Source organism: Furfurilactobacillus milii, assembly GCF_009863985.1.
Lineage (GTDB): Bacteria > Bacillota > Bacilli > Lactobacillales > Lactobacillaceae > Furfurilactobacillus > Furfurilactobacillus milii_A.
This window is the reverse complement of record NZ_WEZT01000002.1, coordinates 91,260-110,184: the sequence shown is the minus strand read 5'-3', so window position 1 is coordinate 110,184 and position 18,925 is coordinate 91,260. Positions and strand designations below refer to the sequence as shown.

Below are 18,925 nucleotides of genomic sequence, written 5' to 3'. Positions count from 1 at the left end.
CTTACCTCGCCCTTTTCACCGGCCAGAGCGTCGCTTAAAAGTAAGTTCATGCTGCATATCCTTGACTGTTTTTTAGTATAGCATTCACGCTTAGCATGTCAATTTGTTTTCAGAAAATTAACATGCTACACCACAGTTGCTTTCAGAACTAGTGACTTCTATTTGATCGTTGGGATTCACCTTGACGCCGATTTTGACGACGCTGGCTACGAGCCGATTCACGCATTTCAATCCGCTTGTCCGCCTGAGCTTTCCGCTTAATGGCCGTCTTAATCTGATGTTTATAACCAGGCTTAATCTTCTTTTTCTTTTTCTTGACCATCCCCACTAAGGTCGGATCAAGTTTTTCATGAGTAGCCGTTCGCTGGAAACGACGGTTCCGGTCGTATGAATCAACGACTTCACCATGACGAACATCCTTCGGGGCAAACTTCACACCAAGTTTTTCAATCTCAGCAATTTCGTTTTCTTCACCAGGCTTGTACAGCGTAATTGCAATGCCGGGCATTCCGTTTCGACCTGTACGACCCACTCGGTGAATAAAGAAATCAAGATCATGCGGAATATCATCGTTAATAACGTGTGATACCCCTTTAATGTCAATTCCACGGGCCGCTAAATCAGTTGCAACAACATATTGGTAATCTAAGTTTTGAACTTGCTTCATGACCCGTTTACGCTCACGCGCCTGTACGTCACCGGAAATCATGGCAACCTTTAACCCACGTCCCTTAAGGTAAGCAGTAAGTTCAGCCGTTCGTTGTTTTGTATTACAAAATACCAACACTAAGTAGGGTTCCCCCATCGTCAGTAATTCGTAGATTAATTCATCCTTTTGTTTACCCTTAGTCGAAATCAACCAGTTATCAATTGTTGGGCTGATAATTGAAGTTACAGGAATTTCTTCTACCACAGGGTTCGTCAAATACTTTTTCAAAAATGGCTGCAATTTCTGTGGAATTGTCGCAGAAAAAACCATCATTTGAAGATTCTTTGGCAACGCACCAGCTATTTTATCCACGTCCTTTAAAAAGCCCATGTCTAACGTCATATCTGCTTCATCAATTACAAATTGACGAGCCGTATGCAAATCTAGTTCGTGTTCTTCCATGAAATCGCGTAAACGACCGGGCGTTCCAATAACCACTTGTGGCTGATGCTTATCTAATTGGCGTTCTTGACGTGAACGATCAGTACCACCAACATAATTGGCAATTCTAATCTGATCCTTGAAATGACCAGCCAATTGCTTTGCATCCTCATAAATCTGGCTAGCCAGTTCACGTGATGGCGTCGCAATAATCGCCTGTACTTCATCAACGTCTATCTTTAATTGATCAAAAATTGGCAGCAAGAATGCGTGAGTCTTCCCGCTTCCTGTTTGTGACTGACCAACTACAGATCGACCACCTAAAATCACAGGAATAAGCTTAGCCTGTACCGGCGTTGGCTTAACAAAATTAATTTCCTGCAGTGCTTCCAATAATTCCGGTCGCAACTGTAAATCCTTAAATGTTTCCGTCATTGTTTCTCCTTTAACGCGTGAATCATCACGACTCACATTAGCGTTTACTTATCTTTGGCTGTCAGTGCTTCAAGCTTAGTAATCATCAGTTTAACTTCATCAAGATCCTTAGCTTTGGCACCGCTTGCCAGCGGATGTCCACCGCCATTGTGTTCACGAGCCAAGCCACTAATAACAGGCCCCTTGGATCGTAAACGGACCCGATAACTGTGATCATCTTGTTCTTCAAAAATAGCCCATGTCTTGACACTGTCAATCTTGCCGGCCATGGGAACAAGACTAGCAGTTCCCGCATCACCTAAATTAAACGATTTAATCGTGTCTGCGCCCAGAATAACATGCGCGGCACCCGATGCAGAAATCGTGAGGTGCTCATACAAATACGCGGTCAACCGGGCCACTGGCAAGGACATTTCATCTTCCATCTGATTAACGGCAACCGCATCAATACCAGTCTCCATCAACTGTGCCGTTACTGTCATGGTATGAGGCCGCGTATCCGAGTACAAAAATCGGCCAGTATCGCCCACAATCCCCGCGTAAAGGACCCTCGCTGCCTCCTTAGAAACCTTCAGGTCAAAACGATTAGCAAAATCGACAATCATTTCAGACGTACTTGATGCATCCTCTTCCACCCAGCTCAAATCGCCAAACGGATCATCATCAGGATGGTGATCTATTTTGATAACTTCCTGACCGCGGCGCCATCGCTGATCATCCACTCGAGGTTCGTTGGCGGTATCCAACACTAAAATGAGCGCAGAATCGAACTGAGCATTCTCTACTTCATCCATTTCTGCTAACCAAGCTAATCCCGGAATCTGCTTACCAACCGCAAAGATTTTCTTTTCTGGAAAAGCCTGTTGCAGAATTTTAGCTAGACCGACCTGTGAGCCAACAGCATCTGGATCTGGTCGCTGATGGCGGTGAATAATGATTGTCTGTTTACGTTTAATGTCATCAAAAATTGCCTTTTGCACGTCCATCTTTTATTGGACCTCCACTTATCTCGTATCTGCAAGTATAGCGAAAAAAGCCATCAAACACAAAGCAGACTCAATCAATTTAAAATGCCCGATCAGAATTCAATGAATATAGTGGCAAACTTAAGTTTTCAAAAGTTAACGGATCTAAGTTGGTCATGGTAATGCCCAACAACCGAATCCCCTTACTCAAGTCGGCCGTGACATCGAAAATTTCACGGGCCGATTCATAAAGCACCGTGGCGTCATTTTCAAAATATTCAGCCTGCGTTTGACGCTTTGTTATCGTATTAAAATCAGCGTCACGAACCTTTAAAACAATCGTTTTCCCATGACGCTGTTGCTTATTTAGATGACTGACCAAATCTGTAGCAAGCAATTGTAATTGAGTTTCGACATCTGCCTCGTTATCCAACGGTGCATCATACGTTTCTTCGCGACCAATTGACTTGCGCGCTCGTTGCCATTCGACTGGGCGGTCATCACTACCACGCACATGACGATAGAGACTGTACCCTAATTTGCCAAAGTTTTGCATCAGATCTGCCTCCGACCATTTCAGCAAATCAGCTCCGGTCAAAATTCCCAAATCATGCATCTTAGGCACCGTTTTCTTGCCAACACCACGAAATTTTTCAATGGGCAGCGGTGCAAGAAACGCTTCTGCATCGCCGGGTAAGACGACTGTCACACCGACTGGTTTAGCAAAATCAGATGCCAATTTAGCAAGAAATTTATTGTAGGAGATGCCGGTTGAACAAGTTAAATGAACCTTTTCCCAAATCTCGGCCTGTAGCTGATGTGCTAGAGTCACTGCAGAATCAATCTCTTGTTTGTTATTAGTAACATCCAAATAGGCCTCGTCGAATGCAATCGGTTCAATATGATCTGTATATTCGTGAAAAATTTGGTGAATCGTTGCCGAAACATCACGATACTTCGTGAAATCTGGTGTTTTAAAGATTGCCTTGGGTGCCAGTTTCTGCGCTTCCTGCGCGCTCATTGCTGAATGTACACCCAGTTTTCGAGCAACGTAATTGGCCGTTGTCACAACACCGTGACCGCCCGTTTCTCGTGGATTGCGTGCGACAATCAGTGCTTGATGACGAAATTCAGGATGATCACGTTCTTCAATTGACGCATAAAAAGCGTCCATATCCACATGGATGATTTTCCGTTCCGCATTAACTGTGAGCGGAATTTTTAACAACGTATTGGCCACCGATTTCGCCCCCCCTTTTCACCTAGACTGATTTCAACTTGAATTAACTGTATGTCCATTTTAGCAAACGTACGTTCGATTTGCCAGAATAAAAAAGGCCAGCACGGTAACTCCGTGTGACCTGTCTTATTCTGCAGTTTATGCAAAACAATTATTCGCTATCTTTTCCAGTTGCTTCGCTGGCAACACTGTCAGCGCTTTGTGCAACGCTACTAGTAGCTTCGCTAGTTGCACTCGTGGCTTCACTTGTTGAAGCAGTTACACTACTTGTAGCCGCGTCAGTAACTTTAGCGGTGCTTGTTGATTTAGGCGTTTCTACGTGATGAATGGCCTGCAGGTCAAACACAAGGTAAATTCCGTCTGCATCAATTGTAACCGTCTTGTTAGCACTGTCGAGTGAATCAATCACACCGTGCATACCGCCGATGGTAACCACGCGATCGCCCACGTGAAGACCACTCATCATTTCCTTACGTTGATCCTGTTGCTTACGATTAGGACGCATGATGAAAAAGTAAAAGATTGCGACAAACAAAACAATTAGAAGTACTGAACTCCATAAGTTACTTCCTTGAGCAGCCGCACCGACTAAAGTCGTTGTTAAAGAGCTTACCAATTTATCCACCTCATTCATTTATTCTGTAGAGTACTGTAACAGACTTTCCGACGCTTGCCAAACGAATCCAGCAAATTAGTCCCCTTTTGGTTCGGGAATTTTTAAATGTTGGTAAGCTGCCGAAGTCACGGTTCGACCCCGTGGTGTTCGTTTGATCATGCCAATTTGTAGCAGGTATGGCTCATAAACTTCGGCAATCGTATCCGATTCTTCACCGATGTTTGCAGCCAATGTGGTCAAGCCAACCGGTCCGCCATCATAATATTTAATCATGGTTCGAAGCAATTTTAAATCCACTTCGTCTAAGCCGAGATCATCCACGCCTAAGACTTTCAGTGCGTGATCCACGATTTCAGCATCAACGGCATCATGATCACTAACCTCAGCAAAATCGCGCACCCGTTTTAATAGCCGGTTAGCAATTCGGGGGGTGCCACGAGAACGACGGGCAATTTCATGAGCCCCCTCCTTAACGATTTGAGTCGCAAGGATATCGGCAGATCGCAACGTAATTTCTTCCAAGTCAGCAGTCGAATAATAGTTCATATGTTCCACAATCCCGAATCGATCACGCAAAGGTGCTGACAGTAGACCTGCTCGCGTAGTCGCCCCAATCAAAGTAAATGGAGGCAGCGGAAAATGCACTGGATGAGCTGTGGGACCCTGGCCGACAACAATATCAACGAAAAAGTCTTCCATTGCGGAATACAACATTTCTTCGACAATTTTTGGCAAACGATGAATTTCATCGATGAACAAAATATCGCCGGGCTGAAGTTCGTTTAACAGGGCAATTACGTCACCCGGCTTTTCAATTGCTGGACCACTAGTGGTTTTGATATTTACGTGCATTTCATTAGCAATCACCATGGCAAGCGTTGTTTTCCCTAAACCTGGTGGTCCATAGAGGAGCACGTGGTCTAATGATTCTTCACGGGCACTAGCAGCCTGAATATAGACCTCTAACTGATGTTTGACAGTATCTTGACCAATATACTGCGCCAACGTTGCGGGTCGTAAAGAACGCTCTAAAGACTCTTCCTGATCGTCCACAGGCTCGTTTGACATTAACTCGTCGTCCATAACAGTCCCCCTTCTAGTTTATTGCCCGGTTTCTACCCGGGCTTCGGCATCACTCTTTAAATCATACTACGCTTGAGTTAACAAACGTAGGGCTTGACTTAAATAGGCATCCGTACTTGTTGTTTGATTATCATCTAACTTTTTCGCCACCCGTTTAACATCCGCACCGCTGTAGCCTAATGCGCTAAGCGCCGCCAACGCATCACGAAGAGCTGATGAATTAACAGTAGGTCCTGTTTCGACCTCCGTAGCTGACGTAACGATTCCAATATCGCCTAATTTCCCCTGTAAATCCAAAACAATTTGTTGTGCCGTCTTTTTACCAATACCAGGAAACTTCGTCAGATACTTAACATCATTATTTGTAATTGCACTGATCAGGCCGCCATGATCTTCGTTTGCCAAAATGGCCAGTGCACTCTTGGGACCGATACCTGATACATTAAGCAATTTAAGGAATAACTGTTTTTCTTCACTGTCGACAAACCCAAACAAGTTAATGTCAGTATCGCGAACAGCTTGGTAAACGTAGATTTTAACATTCTTTTTAGGATCCTCTTGAAACCGGTACGGGTTCGCTGTTTGTAACAAATAGCCGACCCCGTTTACTTCTAGAACAACATAGGCCGGCGTCACCACCGTCACGAGACCAATTAAATACTCAAACATTCATTTTCCTCCGTTTGCATCGGCCAACTTTAAACTGTCTGAACGAGAGCACGTCATTACTCAAATCCATCCCAAGTCAAACCACACGCTAAAATTCATGCTCATCAAATTCTGCCCACGATTCGTGAGAATCCTGGATTCGCTTAAACATTTTTTCCATATCAGCGTTAGTAAAATGAACCACGACAGGCCGCCCATGTGGGCAATTAAACGGATTTTGTGTCTGAGCCAAATCGTGTAATAACGCTCGGGCCTGCCGTTCATCCAAATGATGATTGGCCTTAATTGACCGTTTACAACTCATCATAATCGCCGTTTTCACACGGAATTTGGCAACCGTTAAATCGTGATCAGTCAGCACCCAGTCAATCATTTCACGAATCGTTGACTCTTCTTGACCTTCTTCAAACCAGGTTGGATGCTGACGCACAATAAAACTGTTGTTGCCAAACGGTTCCAAAAACAATCCCAGTTGTTCGAGCTTATCCTTAGCGTCATTAATCTTTAAGACATCACTAGTCGGATAGTCCAAAACGATCGGTACCAACAGTTTTTGCAAATCTCGACTAACTTCACCAATTTTAACACGGTAGTATTCATACTTGATTCGCTCCTGAGCTGCATGCTGATCAATGAAGTAAAGACCATCTTCAGCTTGAGCAAACAGAAAAGTGCCGTGCATTTGGCCAATGTAAGTTAATTCTGGAAAACGACGTTGGCCATCATTACCGGTTGATTGATCTGGTAACATTTCCGTTTCCTCATTTGGCACTGGTACTTGTGGTGCTTCTTCATCGCCGAATGGTGTCGTGTCATCATGAGCATAGCGCGCATCGAAAGCCGCAACTGAAGCGTCTGCCATGTCGTCCACATGATGCACCACAACAGGCGCCAATGTTTGTATTGGTAAGGCATTTGGCAACGTTGTACCAACGTTACCATCATCCCTGGCCGTCGTTCCAGCATCTGTTTCTGAACCTGAATCCACAACTGCTGAAGATGATTCTACCGGTTGCGTTTGCCGTCCTGCCAACTGTTGTGGCCGCGCGTAATGAACATTCACATCTGCATTCCTGGTGGTCGATGCTTCGCTTAGTCGCTGTGCCAAAGCATTTGAATCCAGACTTGGTTCGCCACGTAAATTTTGATAAGCGTCAGGAATTAAGTTTTCCTGCGCAATCCGGTTATAAACCGCCTTGTCGATTAAATCCGCGAGTTCAGGCTCTTTACTTAGCCTAACTTCCTGCTTAGTTGGATGAACGTTAACGTCAACTAAGAACGGATCCATCGTTAAATTAAGGACGGCGATAGGATAACGGCCTACCATCAGTTTGGAACCATAACCCTTAATAAGAGCCTTCGTCAGTTGGTAATTTTTAATGTAACGTCCATTAATCAGAATCGAAATGTAGTTACGTGAAGCACGCGTCAATTCAGGCAGCGATACATAACCAGTCAGTTTGAAATCAGCGTCCTCATTTTCTATCGCCACCATTTTGCGGGCCGTTTGGACACCGTAGATTCCTGCAACAACCTGCTGACTATCCCCACGTCCTGCTGTCCGCAATAGTTCGCGTCCATTGTGACTTAAGCTAAAGGCGACATCTGGGTGCCCCAGTGCAAGTCTGTCCACAATATCCACAATGTTGGCTAGTTCAGTTTGCGGTGATTTTAAATATTTTAAGCGCGCCGGCGTATTAAAAAATAAATTGCTGACGGTTACTTCAGTTCCTGGTCGTGACTGCGCGGCCGTATGTGTCAGGATTTCGCCGCCTTTGATGTGCACTTCACTTCCCGCACCCTTACCCGTCGCCGTTTTTAGCCAAACATCGGCAACCGATGCGATACTAGGTAACGCTTCACCACGAAATCCCAATGAATGAACACGAAACAAATCTTCGCGCGAGGTTATTTTGCTGGTTGCATGCCGTGAAAAGGCCATTTCGACATCTTCATCCGCAATGCCAACCCCGTCATCAACTACTTGAATCGATTTCAGTCCCGCTTCTTCAACCAGCACATCAATCGTTTTAGCATGCGCATCAACGGCATTTTCAACAAGCTCTTTCACCACTGATGCCGGTCGTTCAACCACTTCCCCAGCAGCAATTTGATCTGCGAGGACAGTGGGTAATTCATGAATTTTTGCCATACTGTTTAATCCTCTTGTTAACCTTCACCGCTTCATTTTGAATAATGGTCAAATTATGACTGTAGTTTTTGTTGAATATCATAAAACTTGTTCATAACATCCATCGGTGTCATGCCCATTAAATTCATCTGTTTTAAATCCTTGATAATGTCTGCAACCTTCGGATCCATCGTCGGTGTTTCAAACAGCGCCAACTGTTTGCTTGTTGCCGTCTGCTTTCGTTTTGACGCAGGTTCCGGTGCTGGCTCTGATAAAGGTTCATCCACATTCACAGGCGTTGGTGTTTCACCCGCATTAGCCTCAAGCTCTTGCAAAATTGTGCTAGCCCTAGACAACAATCCATCCGGCATCCCCGCTAGTTTGGCCACATGAATCCCGTAAGACTTGTCAGCTGGTCCCGGTTGAATTTGATGAAGAAATACCAGTTGACCGTTCTCTTCGACCGCGCCAACGTGAATGTTTTTCAACGCATGCAAAGATTCGTCTAGTGCTGTTAATTCATGGTAGTGCGTACTGAACAGGGTTTTAGCATGAACGTGATCATGAACATACTCGATAATTGCTTGGGCTAATGCCATTCCATCATAGGTCGCAGTGCCTCGGCCGATTTCGTCAAATAAGATTAAACTATTAGCAGTCGCGTGCATCAACGCATCGTTAGCCTCCTGCATTTCAACCATGAACGTTGAATTACCGGAAATTAAATCATCTGCTGCACCAATTCTGGTGAAAATTTGGTCAAACACCGGCATACTAGCGGATTTAGCGGGCACAAAGCAACCCATTTGGGCCATCACGACGGTTAACGCCAGTTGACGCATATAGGTACTTTTCCCAGACATGTTTGGTCCAGTAATAAGCAGCACTGTTGTATCGTCGGCCATTCGGACATCATTAGGCACATATTCCTGTTTTCCGAGTACTTTTTCAACAACAGGATGACGACCATCTTCAATTTCTAAATCATGTCCGTTATTCAATTCAGGGCGGACAAAGCGATAGTTTTCTGAAACGACAGCAAAACTCTGCAATACATCTAGGCTGGCCAATGCTTTAGCCAGTCGTTGCAAACGGCCAATGGCAGCCTTCACAACCTCCCGAACCTTGGTAAAGAGTTGATACTCCAAGGCAGTCGACTTTTCCTGAGCCTCCAGAATCAACGTTTCCTTCTCCTTCAATTCTGGCGTCGAAAACCGTTCCGCGTTAGTCAGTGTTTGCTTACGCTCATAACGATCATCTGGCAACTTGCTAAGGTTTGCCTTGGTAACTTCAATATAGTACCCAAATACCCGGTTATAACCAATTTTAAGGGTACTGATCCCAGTAGCTTGCCGTTCCTTGGCTTCAAGCTCGGCAATCCACTGTTTACCATTTTTCATTGCATCCCGATACTCATCAAGCTGATCATCATAACCATCTTTGATGACACCGCCATCAGTCACTGATATTGGGGAATCGTCGTTGATAGCGCGATCAATCAACTCAGCAACATCATCAACAGGGTCTAATCCGGTCAACATGTCACCAAACACGTTTTGATCCAACTCTTCTAAAACATATTTGATTTTTGGCACCTGTTGCAATGAGGTCTTCAATTGAATCAAATCTCGACCATTCACACTTCCAAACGCCACTCGACCAGCCAACCGCTCTAAATCGTAAACCTTGACCAGTTCATCCTGTAGATTTGAGCGTTCAAAATAATGTTGAAGCAACTCATCCACTTTGTCTTGACGTGCTTTGATTTCATCCAGTGACAACAGTGGTCGATCTAACCACTGCTTTAATAACCGACCACCCATCGCTGTCTTAGTTTCATCTAGCAACCATAAAAGTGTGCCGGATTTTTTGCCAGTACGAATATTAGTTGCCAATTCCAAATTTCGTTTGGCATAATGATCCATTTTAAGATAGTAGGACGGTTCATATGCAATTGCGCGCTGCAAATGAGACAGACTCCGCTTCTGGGTACCTTCCATATAGCTCAACAGCATGGACACCGCAGCCGTTTCAACACCGTCATCCAGGTCTTGTGTTACAAAACTTAATTCTGCCCCAGTTGTGATCTCCGTTTGATGTGAGACCAAAATACCAAGCGGCTTAAACTGATCGGTCAGCTCAGCAGGTACAGTGTCGTCAACAACTACTTCTTTGGCCTCGACAGACATGACTTCATTCATGACTGTATCAAATGTCGATAGATTAGCGGTGCGCAGTTCACCCGTAGAAACATCTGCATATGCAAAGCCAAAATGATCGTCTTGTTTGGTAAAACCTGCCAAATAATTATTTTCCTTCGCGCCACTAACACCGGTTTCCATGCGCGTTCCTGGTGTAATCAACTGAATAACTTGTCGCTTTACCATGCCCTTTGCAAGGGCTGGGTCTTCCATTTGTTCACAAATGGCAACTTTATATCCGTGGTCTACCAGAATATCAATATAATTTTGAACGGCGTGATGTGGCACACCACACATTGGGATTGGATCGGCTGAATTATGGTTACGCGCGGTTAATGTCAATTCGAGCAATTGGGCACCCTTAACTGCATCATCATTAAATAGTTCGTAAAAATCACCAATTCGATAAAACAAAAAGGCATCAGGATACTGATCCTTGATGGACTGATACTGCTTCATCATTGGTGTTTCCATACTCTCTTGTGCTGACTTTTTTGCCATGTAACGTAAACTCCTCACTACTTCAAAAAATTCGTCGTTCATCGTAAGTGGCCTCACCCACTTAGAACTAACAAACAATTTCATCTAAGTCCCAAAAAACGATGGTCTAAGTTTAACATTTTTTACGGTCACTGTCTGGGTTGATTCGAACACGTGGTCCCTACTAAAAATAATGTTTAACAACAAAGAAAAACGACATCAGCCTAATTTCGGCTAAGTGTCGTTTTATGCTATTAAGTCACCTATTTGGCGTACTCGACAGCTCTCGTTTCCCGAATAACGGTCACTTTGATGTGACCAGGATATTCAAGATCATTTTCAATTTCATTCTTTATGTCACGGGCAATGACAGTTGCTTGAAGATCATCGATATCCTGAGGCTTAACGATAACCCGTACTTCACGGCCTGCCTGAATGGCATAACTTTGTGCCACACCATCGTGACGGTTAGCAATTTCTTCCAACTGTTTCAAACGCTGAATGTAATTTTCCAGCGATTCGGAACGTGCGCCTGGTCTTGCTGATGAAATAGCATCCGCAGCACCAACCAAGACAGCGATGATAGATGTCGGTTCAACATCACCATGGTGAGAAGCAATTGTGTTAATAACAACTGGGTTTTCATGGTACTTAGTTGCCAATTCAACCCCTAATTCAACGTGAGATCCTTCAACTTCATGATCCACGGCCTTACCAATATCGTGTAATAATCCTGCGCGCTTAGCTAACGCAACATCCTCACCAAGTTCTGCCGCCATCACAGCGGTCAACTTAGCAACTTCAATAGAGTGGTTCAAAACATTTTGACCATAACTAGTTCTGTAGTTCATTCGCCCAATTGTCTTAATTAAATCAGGATTCATGGCCCGAATGCCTAAATCAAAGACGGTTTGTTCACCAATTTCACGGATTTTATCATCCATTTCCTTGCGTGCTTTTTCAACCATTTCTTCAATTCTAGCCGGATGAATCCGACCATCAGCAATCAATTTTTCCAACGCCAACTTAGCAATTTCACGACGAACGGGATCAAACCCACTCAGCACAACTGCTTCCGGCGTATCGTCAATAATGAGGTCAATTCCAGTTAACGTTTCAAGTGTCCGGATGTTACGACCCTCACGACCAATGATTCGGCCCTTCATGTCATCATTCGGCAATGTAACGACCGTCACCGTATTGTCAGAGACGGTGTCTGCAACACTCCGCTGAATGGCAGCAACAATCAGGTTCTTAGCTTCCTTATCAGCAGAGATCTTGGCCTCTTCTTCACTTTCTTTAATCAGCACAGCTCGTTCATGAGCCAACTGATCCTTTGTTTCCTGAATAACTAAATCACGTGCTTCGTCTTGAGACAAAGCTGCCACTCGTTCAACTTCTTGTTGTCGCTTATCGATGAGGTCTGCTGCTTCTTGCTGTTGCTGTTTCAGTGCATCCCGATCACTAGTTAACTTGTCTTCTTTACGTGTTAATTGAGCTTCACGCTTTTCAAACGTATTATCCTTGCGATCCAGAGCTTCTTCACGTTGCAATAACCGATCTTCTTGCTTTTGAACCTCCGCACGTCGATCCTTTAATTCATTTTCAACGTCCGTTCGGTACTTGTGGTTCTCTTCGCGAGCCTCAAGTAAAGCCTCTTTTTTAGCGGTTTTTGCATCCTGATGAGCTTTCTTTAGGATGGCTGCGGCAGAATTGTTGGCATTGTCAACATCGCGTTCGTGACGCTTCTTGGCAATAGCAAGTCCGCCATACAGACCGGCAATAATAGCGATGAGCACGAGGATTATGGTTACAACGTAAACCATATTTAATTCCCGCCCTTCATCAAAAATGGCTGACCGTTAAGCCAGCCGCAAACTTGTAAGATGTTAAATTGATTATTTACACAATTTCAGTTTACTGATAAACGGGCAAGCTGTCAATAAACGATGGTTAACGTTTGTGTCCATTAAACTCGTCTTAGGCGTAACAAACGGTTAAAGCAGTAACTAACAGCCAAACAGATTGCGCTTAAAATAAAGTTTGTAATAACTAAATTTAATGGATGTTGATAACGAATATAGCCATCAAATCCGTACATCACCCGGAATAGACTTCCCAACCAGGTCGATGTGAATGAAATCGGTTGACCACCATTTGTACCAGCGTACAAAATAAATGTCAGCAGGCCAAGACCAATAATTGGCGCAGCAACAAATGTAATAATCTTCCACCTAGTCGTCATTAGCCCCAACACAGAGCCAACGAGCATACCGAGTGCCAATGCTAATGTCAACGTACTCAGCGCACGAATCCAAAACCAAAAGATATCAATGTTGCCGTGTTGAATGAAATGACCAAATTCTGCGCGACCGGCACTTTCAAAGGTTCGCATCCCCAGCGGTTGTGCTACCAGTAACCGATATAAAACATTAATAAAGGAAATACCAACAGCAATTGTCATCAGACTCAGTAATTTTCCTGTCCAGTAAGTGCGCCTTGAAATGCCATTTTGAATAAATAATTCAAATCCCTGATACACAAGTGCGCCGACTACAAACAGAAACAAGACCATAATCGACTCTAACGCATTAGTTGCAAGATACGGTTTAAGTGGTAACGCTGCTTTAAGGCCACTGGTCATCCATCTGATCAAAAATGGAATGAACCACAAGCCAACAAACGAAGCTAAATAACCCCATCCCAACAGTTTTGCATCACGCTGAAGACGAAATTGATAAACTGGTTTAATCTTCATGACTACCCTCCGTTAATGCCACAAACAGATCCTGCAAGCTCAAAGCTTGTTTAGCAATTCCCGCTGGTAATGCCGGTGAGCCAATCATCGTTACAATCGCCCTCGTTTCATGTCCAAACGAACTTTGTGACAGCACCTTGACATTAGGCAAGAACGTTGCCATCGCATCGCTTGGTCCAGCCAAACGATATGACCGAGCCATCAGTGCCTCGACAGGCTCTGCTAGTTTAATTTGACCTTGATTAATCACAATCACATTATTTAGGATCGTTTCTACTTCCTCAATCAAATGGGTCGCAATAATAAAGGTTCGTGGACGGTTCGCATAAGTAGTTATCAACTCGCGGTAAAACAGTTCACGATGTCCAGCGTCAAGGCCAAGAACTGGTTCGTCTAACATGATGTAATCTGCCGGTACGCAAAGTGCAACAATATCCTTAAATATAGTTCGATAACCTGTCGATAAGCGTCCAAAACTGGTGCGTGTATTTAAGCCAAATGCTTTAGCTAAATATTCAGCATAGTCATCATCAAAGTCGCCGTATAGTTGCTTCGTGATCTTAAATAAGTTATTTACTCGTTCACGAGCAGGATACAGGTTATCTTCGCTGGCCAAAAAAAGTCGTTGTAAAACATGATCATTTTCGTGAACTGATTGGCCGTCAATTGTGATTTCACCACTTGATCGCGGAATTCGGTCGGCAACCATATTTAGTAAAGTGCTTTTGCCAGCCCCGTTACGACCCAGTAGACCATAAATTGTTTCCGGTTCAAACGTTAGGTTGGCACTGTGAAGGAGCATCTTGCGCCCTGCGTGCTTAGTCAATTTGGTGATTGTCAGTGCCATTATCTGCATACCCCCGTTTAATCATCTCTGCCAAAACAGCTTCCGAAAGACCGATTTGCCTTGCGGCGTTAATCAGTGGCTGAATGTTGTCTTCATAAAATTGGGTACGCCGCTTGTCCGTAATCCGCTCACGTGCGCCTTCCAATACAAACATGCCAAGTCCACGACGCTTTTCAATAATCTCGTCATTAACCAAAATATTCATACCCTTTAACACAGTTGCAGGGTTAATGTGAAATTCCCTGGAAATCTCGGTCGTTGACGGCACTTGTTCCCCGGACTTAAAACCATTCGTTAAAATGGCTTCTTCAATTTGTTCTGCCACTTGTAAATAAAGTGGCGTATTGCCATCAAAGTCAAAGTGCATGTTTTTTCTCCAGCCTTAGCTTTCTTTATGTGTTAGCAAGATAAGGATACGCGATTGTCCGTTGCTTCGTCAATCAAGCAATTAACCCTAGAAGCAACTTTTAAATTAATTAGGCGTTCATCTGCTCTTTAGGAATCACTAGCCGTTCATAAATTAATGTTGTGATTCCGTAATAAACACCGTATAAAACACAGAAAATCAAAATCGACCACCCCGTCATGGCATAGGGATGATACATCAGCGGTTTAAACATCTGTAATCCGAATAATACATCGACAATGCCCAAAATACCCGGCAGCGCAAACAGTGTCAAAATTTCGCCACGCACCGCCTGCTTCATCAGCGCCCGTCTTGTTCCAATCCGATTCAGCATATTGTAGCGAACAATATCTTTGTTTGCGCCAGACAAGATCTTGAACATCAGACAACTAGCGAGCATCGCCAAAAAGGCAAATCCGAGGAAAAATCCCATGAATTCTAGGCCACTGAAGAGTGCATTGAACATTTTGTAGGTTTGAAAACCACCCACTGTCGCCATAGTGGGTGCTGGAAAACGTTGCTGTTGAAGTTTTTCTAAACGGTCCAAAATTTTTCGTTGCGCTAGGATATTATTTAAACGAATGATCGTAACTGTGTGAGTAGTTGCCCTATTTAAATTTTCAAAATTGCTTTGAGTTGCAAACTCACTTTTCTGTTGACCATTTTTCGGGACTAGTCCGGTGAAATCCATATCATCCAAGGCTACCTTCTTAAACTGAGAAATAGGTAGCGTCTTGAGTGAACCGTCGTTTAATGCCTGACGGCTATCCAGCATCGGCAGAGGATGATCAACAAATTCTTGTTCGTTATAGTACACCGTGTTGTCAACAATCTTTTGAGAATAGGTCAACGTGTGCGTGTCGTTCAACTGGCTGACCAGATTGTGTTCCTTTTTGTCCATATCGTTAATTGCCATTGTATAGGCACTAGTCGATTTTGCCATCTGCGGTGCTTGTCGTTGAAAACCTGCACCAACACTAATTGCCCCTAACGCTAAAGCAAATAGTAACGATACAATCGTCAGAATCCGCGTATAGCTACGAACTCTAAACATGATCTGAGCTAATGTAAAATTATGCAATTTTTTGTTAGCAAAATTTGTTTGCTTCAGTAATTCAACTGCACCGACAATAACTGCACTAAATAGCAAATAGCTACCAAGTGTGATTGTCACTAACGCTAGTGGAACAGCCAGCAGCTGTAACGTCATGATTTTGGCCATAGCAACGTACCCAATTGCTAGTAACAAAATTCCTGCTACAATTTCCGTTAATTGCACTAATGGCCGCCTTTTCGATAGATAAACCTCATCATCTATGTGTAACAATTTGAGCACTGGTGTTCTGACCAATTTAGCTAAATTAAAAATGCCAGATAAGAGAAACAAACCGACATACAGACAAATTGTGGTCACAATTGCCGGCCAATAGAGGGCATTAAAATGATGCACAGTCAGCCCCAGTTGATTAAATAAAATTTGGGATAGTCCCATACTCATGCCTATTCCTAAAACAATCCCGACGATGGTGGAAATCACACCAATCAGTAGCGTTTCAATAAAAACCAGTTCGCCAATGCGATTCTTTTTAGCACCCAACATCATAAATAAACCATAATCATGTTGTCGCATGCTTAACAAAAATGAATTCGCATAGGCAATGTACACGATCGTAATCAAAATCAGCAAAATCATGCCGAAGATAAAAACTTGTGAAGCCATGGAAATTTGAGTATTGGATTTAACAAATTCACGATTTGTCGCTAAATTGGCAAACATGTAAAAAACAGCTGCTGAGATAATAAGACCGGTAAGTAAAACTAAGTAATCTTTAAACCGATTTTTAATTCCTGCTAATGATAATTTAGTTAACATGTCATTCCCCCGCTTACTGTTCAAAAGTACCCAATTGGTTCAGAATTTCTTGATAAAAAGTTTGACGATTATTGTCAGCTTTTTTTAATTCCTGACCAATTTGACCGTCTTGAATGAACAAGATCCGGTCACAAAAACTGGCTGAAAAAGGATCATGTGTGACCAGTAGGACAGAAACATGTTGGTTTTTATTTATATCTGTCATTAAATCTAGTAAATCACGCGCAGACTTTGAATCTAAGGCACCGGTTGGTTCATCTCCCATAATGATTGCAGGACGATGAACAATCGCTCTAGCGGCCGCTACGCGCTGTTTTTGACCTCCCGACAGTTCTGTAGGGTATTTAGACAACAGATTTTCAATCGACAATGTTGTGGCTACTTCTTTAACCGCCTTTGAAATTTCCGCTTTCTTTACCCCTTGAAGTGATAAGGGCAAGGCAATGTTTTCTTTAGCCGTCAAACTTTCTAGAAGATTGAAGTCCTGAAAGATAAAACCAATTTCTTCTGAACGGAAATCTGACAATGCTTTTCCCTTGAACCCGGTTATATCTTGACCATTCACCTCAACACTGCCACTTGTTGGCGTATCGAGTGTAGATAGTAAGTTGAGGAGCGTTGTTTTACCCGACCCTGAAGCTCCCATAATGCCAACAAATTCGCCTTCATCAATCGTAAAGTCAATTCCTTTTAAAGCTTCATATTGTCGTTCATTCTTACGCCCGTAAATTTTGTGTAACCCACTGACTGAAACTACTGGTGTTTTTTGCATGATATCTCCTTCATCGCTTATGTGGTTAATTACTTGTGTAACTAACTGTATAAGCAATGAAGACAAAAGTCAACTTTTTTCTGCAAAAAAAAGACGCTAACATAGTATCAGCGTCTTTTGAAAATTGATTGATTTGATTATTTTTTAAAGCGTTTCATTCCTGAGCACAAAACATCCAGTTAAACATCTAACGTTGTTTCACTGCCCTTTGCTGAAGACTTAGCCGCTTTAGTGGATGATGCTTTTGCTGTCTTAGCGTCTTTCGTATCGTTTTCAGTAGATTCCGAATCTTCATCGTCTGCGTTTCCATCCATGTTATATGCCTTACGCACTTTATCATAGATTTCTTGACGCATTGCTTGATGCTCATCTGCCTCTAGATAAGCCTTAACATTTTCACGGCCTTGACCGATCCGCTCACCATCATACGAATACCAAGCACCAGACTTGTCGACAATATCCTTGTCAACCGCCATATCCAGCAACTCACCCGATTGAGAAATGCCGTGTCCGTACATAATGTCGACTTCCGCAACACGGAATGGTGAAGCTACCTTGTTCTTAACAACCTTAATCCTAGTACGGTTTCCCTTCACTTCAGTGCCATCTTTAATCTGCTCAGCACGACGTACTTCCAGGCGAATTGTGGCATAAAACTTAAGTGCCCGTCCACCCGGTGTCGTTTCTGGATTACCAAACATCACACCAACTTTTTCACGAATCTGATTGATAAAGATTGCGATGGTCTTCGTTTTGTTAATGGTTCCAGAAAGTTTCCGCAAAGCCTGTGACATCAATCGTGCTTGAAGGCCGACATGAGCATCACCCATTTCACCTTCAATTTCAGCACGAGGAACTAAAGCAGCTACTGAATCAATGACAACAATGTCAATCGCACCGGAGGAAACTAACGCATCCGTAATTTCCAATCCCTGCTCACCAGTGTCTGGTTGAGACAATAATAAATCATCAACTTTGACACCTAGGGCTTCAGCATATTGGGCATCTAACGCGTTTTCGGCATCGATGTACGCCGCCGTACCACCCATCTTTTGAACTTCAGCAACAGCGTGTAACGCAATTGTTGTCTTACCTGATGATTCAGGTCCATAAACTTCAACGATTCGCCCGCGCGGGTAACCACCCACTCCCAGTGCATCGTCTAGTTTCAGAGAGCCGGAAGGAATCGTGGAAATTTGAGTGTTTACATTTTCACCCAAACGCATAATGGATCCCTTACCAAAGTTTTTTTCAATTTTTTTTAACGCAGCATCTAAGGCTGCCTGACGTGCATCTGCCAAGGGCAAATCCTCCTTCAATCACATAACCTAATGTCATTATGATACCGAGTAATAGAAC

Annotated in this window: 15 protein-coding genes; all 15 read right to left on the bottom strand. The window is 43.4% G+C overall.

The window, feature by feature from the left end; translation table 11 throughout:
• Positions 1-148: 148 nt before the first annotated feature.
• Entirely contained in the window at positions 149-1,525 is a 1,377-nt protein-coding gene (locus GB992_RS01115; protein WP_161000869.1) for a DEAD/DEAH box helicase, read from the bottom strand.
• 44 nt (positions 1,526-1,569) lie between these two features.
• Complete coding sequence (locus GB992_RS01110; protein ID WP_161000868.1) at positions 1,570-2,511, bottom strand: DHH family phosphoesterase; 942 nt, start codon at positions 2,509-2,511, stop codon at positions 1,570-1,572.
• 79 nt (positions 2,512-2,590) lie between these two features.
• Positions 2,591-3,730, bottom strand: coding sequence for a DNA polymerase IV (dinB, locus tag GB992_RS01105; RefSeq protein ID WP_161000867.1), 1,140 nt, complete (start codon positions 3,728-3,730; stop codon positions 2,591-2,593).
• A 151-nt stretch (positions 3,731-3,881) separates the two neighbouring features.
• Positions 3,882-4,346 (bottom strand): preprotein translocase subunit YajC, encoded by a 465-nt coding sequence (yajC, locus tag GB992_RS01100; protein ID WP_238331018.1) that lies wholly within the window; start codon positions 4,344-4,346, stop codon positions 3,882-3,884.
• A 75-nt stretch (positions 4,347-4,421) separates the two neighbouring features.
• Positions 4,422-5,429: a Holliday junction branch migration DNA helicase RuvB gene (gene ruvB, locus GB992_RS01095; protein ID WP_017261190.1), complete on the bottom strand. Its 1,008-nt coding sequence runs from the start codon at positions 5,427-5,429 to the stop codon at positions 4,422-4,424.
• A gap of 66 nt (positions 5,430-5,495) precedes the next feature.
• On the bottom strand, positions 5,496-6,098 hold the full coding sequence (gene ruvA, locus GB992_RS01090; protein WP_161000865.1) for a Holliday junction branch migration protein RuvA: 603 nt from the start codon (positions 6,096-6,098) through the stop codon (positions 5,496-5,498).
• A gap of 88 nt (positions 6,099-6,186) precedes the next feature.
• The gene (gene mutL, locus GB992_RS01085) at positions 6,187-8,250 is read right to left on the bottom strand and encodes a DNA mismatch repair endonuclease MutL (RefSeq protein ID WP_161000864.1); all 2,064 of its coding nucleotides are present in this window, start codon (positions 8,248-8,250) and stop codon (positions 6,187-6,189) included.
• A 53-nt stretch (positions 8,251-8,303) separates the two neighbouring features.
• Positions 8,304-10,931: a DNA mismatch repair protein MutS gene (mutS, locus tag GB992_RS01080; protein ID WP_161000863.1), complete on the bottom strand. Its 2,628-nt coding sequence runs from the start codon at positions 10,929-10,931 to the stop codon at positions 8,304-8,306.
• A 242-nt stretch (positions 10,932-11,173) separates the two neighbouring features.
• On the bottom strand, positions 11,174-12,736 hold the full coding sequence (gene rny, locus GB992_RS01075; RefSeq protein ID WP_161000862.1) for a ribonuclease Y: 1,563 nt from the start codon (positions 12,734-12,736) through the stop codon (positions 11,174-11,176).
• A gap of 143 nt (positions 12,737-12,879) precedes the next feature.
• Positions 12,880-13,668, bottom strand: a complete 789-nt coding sequence (locus tag GB992_RS01070; RefSeq protein ID WP_161000861.1) for a hypothetical protein — start codon at positions 13,666-13,668, stop codon at positions 12,880-12,882.
• Complete coding sequence (locus tag GB992_RS01065) at positions 13,658-14,515, bottom strand: ATP-binding cassette domain-containing protein (protein WP_161000860.1); 858 nt, start codon at positions 14,513-14,515, stop codon at positions 13,658-13,660. The genes GB992_RS01070 and GB992_RS01065 overlap by 11 nt, the downstream gene beginning before the upstream one ends.
• Positions 14,487-14,882 carry a GntR family transcriptional regulator gene (locus GB992_RS01060; protein ID WP_161000859.1) on the bottom strand — a complete coding sequence of 132 codons (396 nt, stop codon included), beginning with the start codon at positions 14,880-14,882 and terminating at the stop codon, positions 14,487-14,489. The genes GB992_RS01065 and GB992_RS01060 overlap by 29 nt, the downstream gene beginning before the upstream one ends.
• Before the next feature lie 109 nt (positions 14,883-14,991).
• Entirely contained in the window at positions 14,992-16,794 is a 1,803-nt protein-coding gene (locus GB992_RS01055; protein WP_161000858.1) for an FtsX-like permease family protein, read from the bottom strand.
• A 13-nt stretch (positions 16,795-16,807) separates the two neighbouring features.
• Positions 16,808-17,566 carry an ABC transporter ATP-binding protein gene (locus tag GB992_RS01050; RefSeq protein WP_161000857.1) on the bottom strand — a complete coding sequence of 253 codons (759 nt, stop codon included), beginning with the start codon at positions 17,564-17,566 and terminating at the stop codon, positions 16,808-16,810.
• Positions 17,567-17,745: 179 nt separating this feature from the next.
• Entirely contained in the window at positions 17,746-18,867 is a 1,122-nt protein-coding gene (recA, locus tag GB992_RS01045) for a recombinase RecA (protein ID WP_161000856.1), read from the bottom strand.
• Positions 18,868-18,925 lie beyond the last annotated feature (58 nt).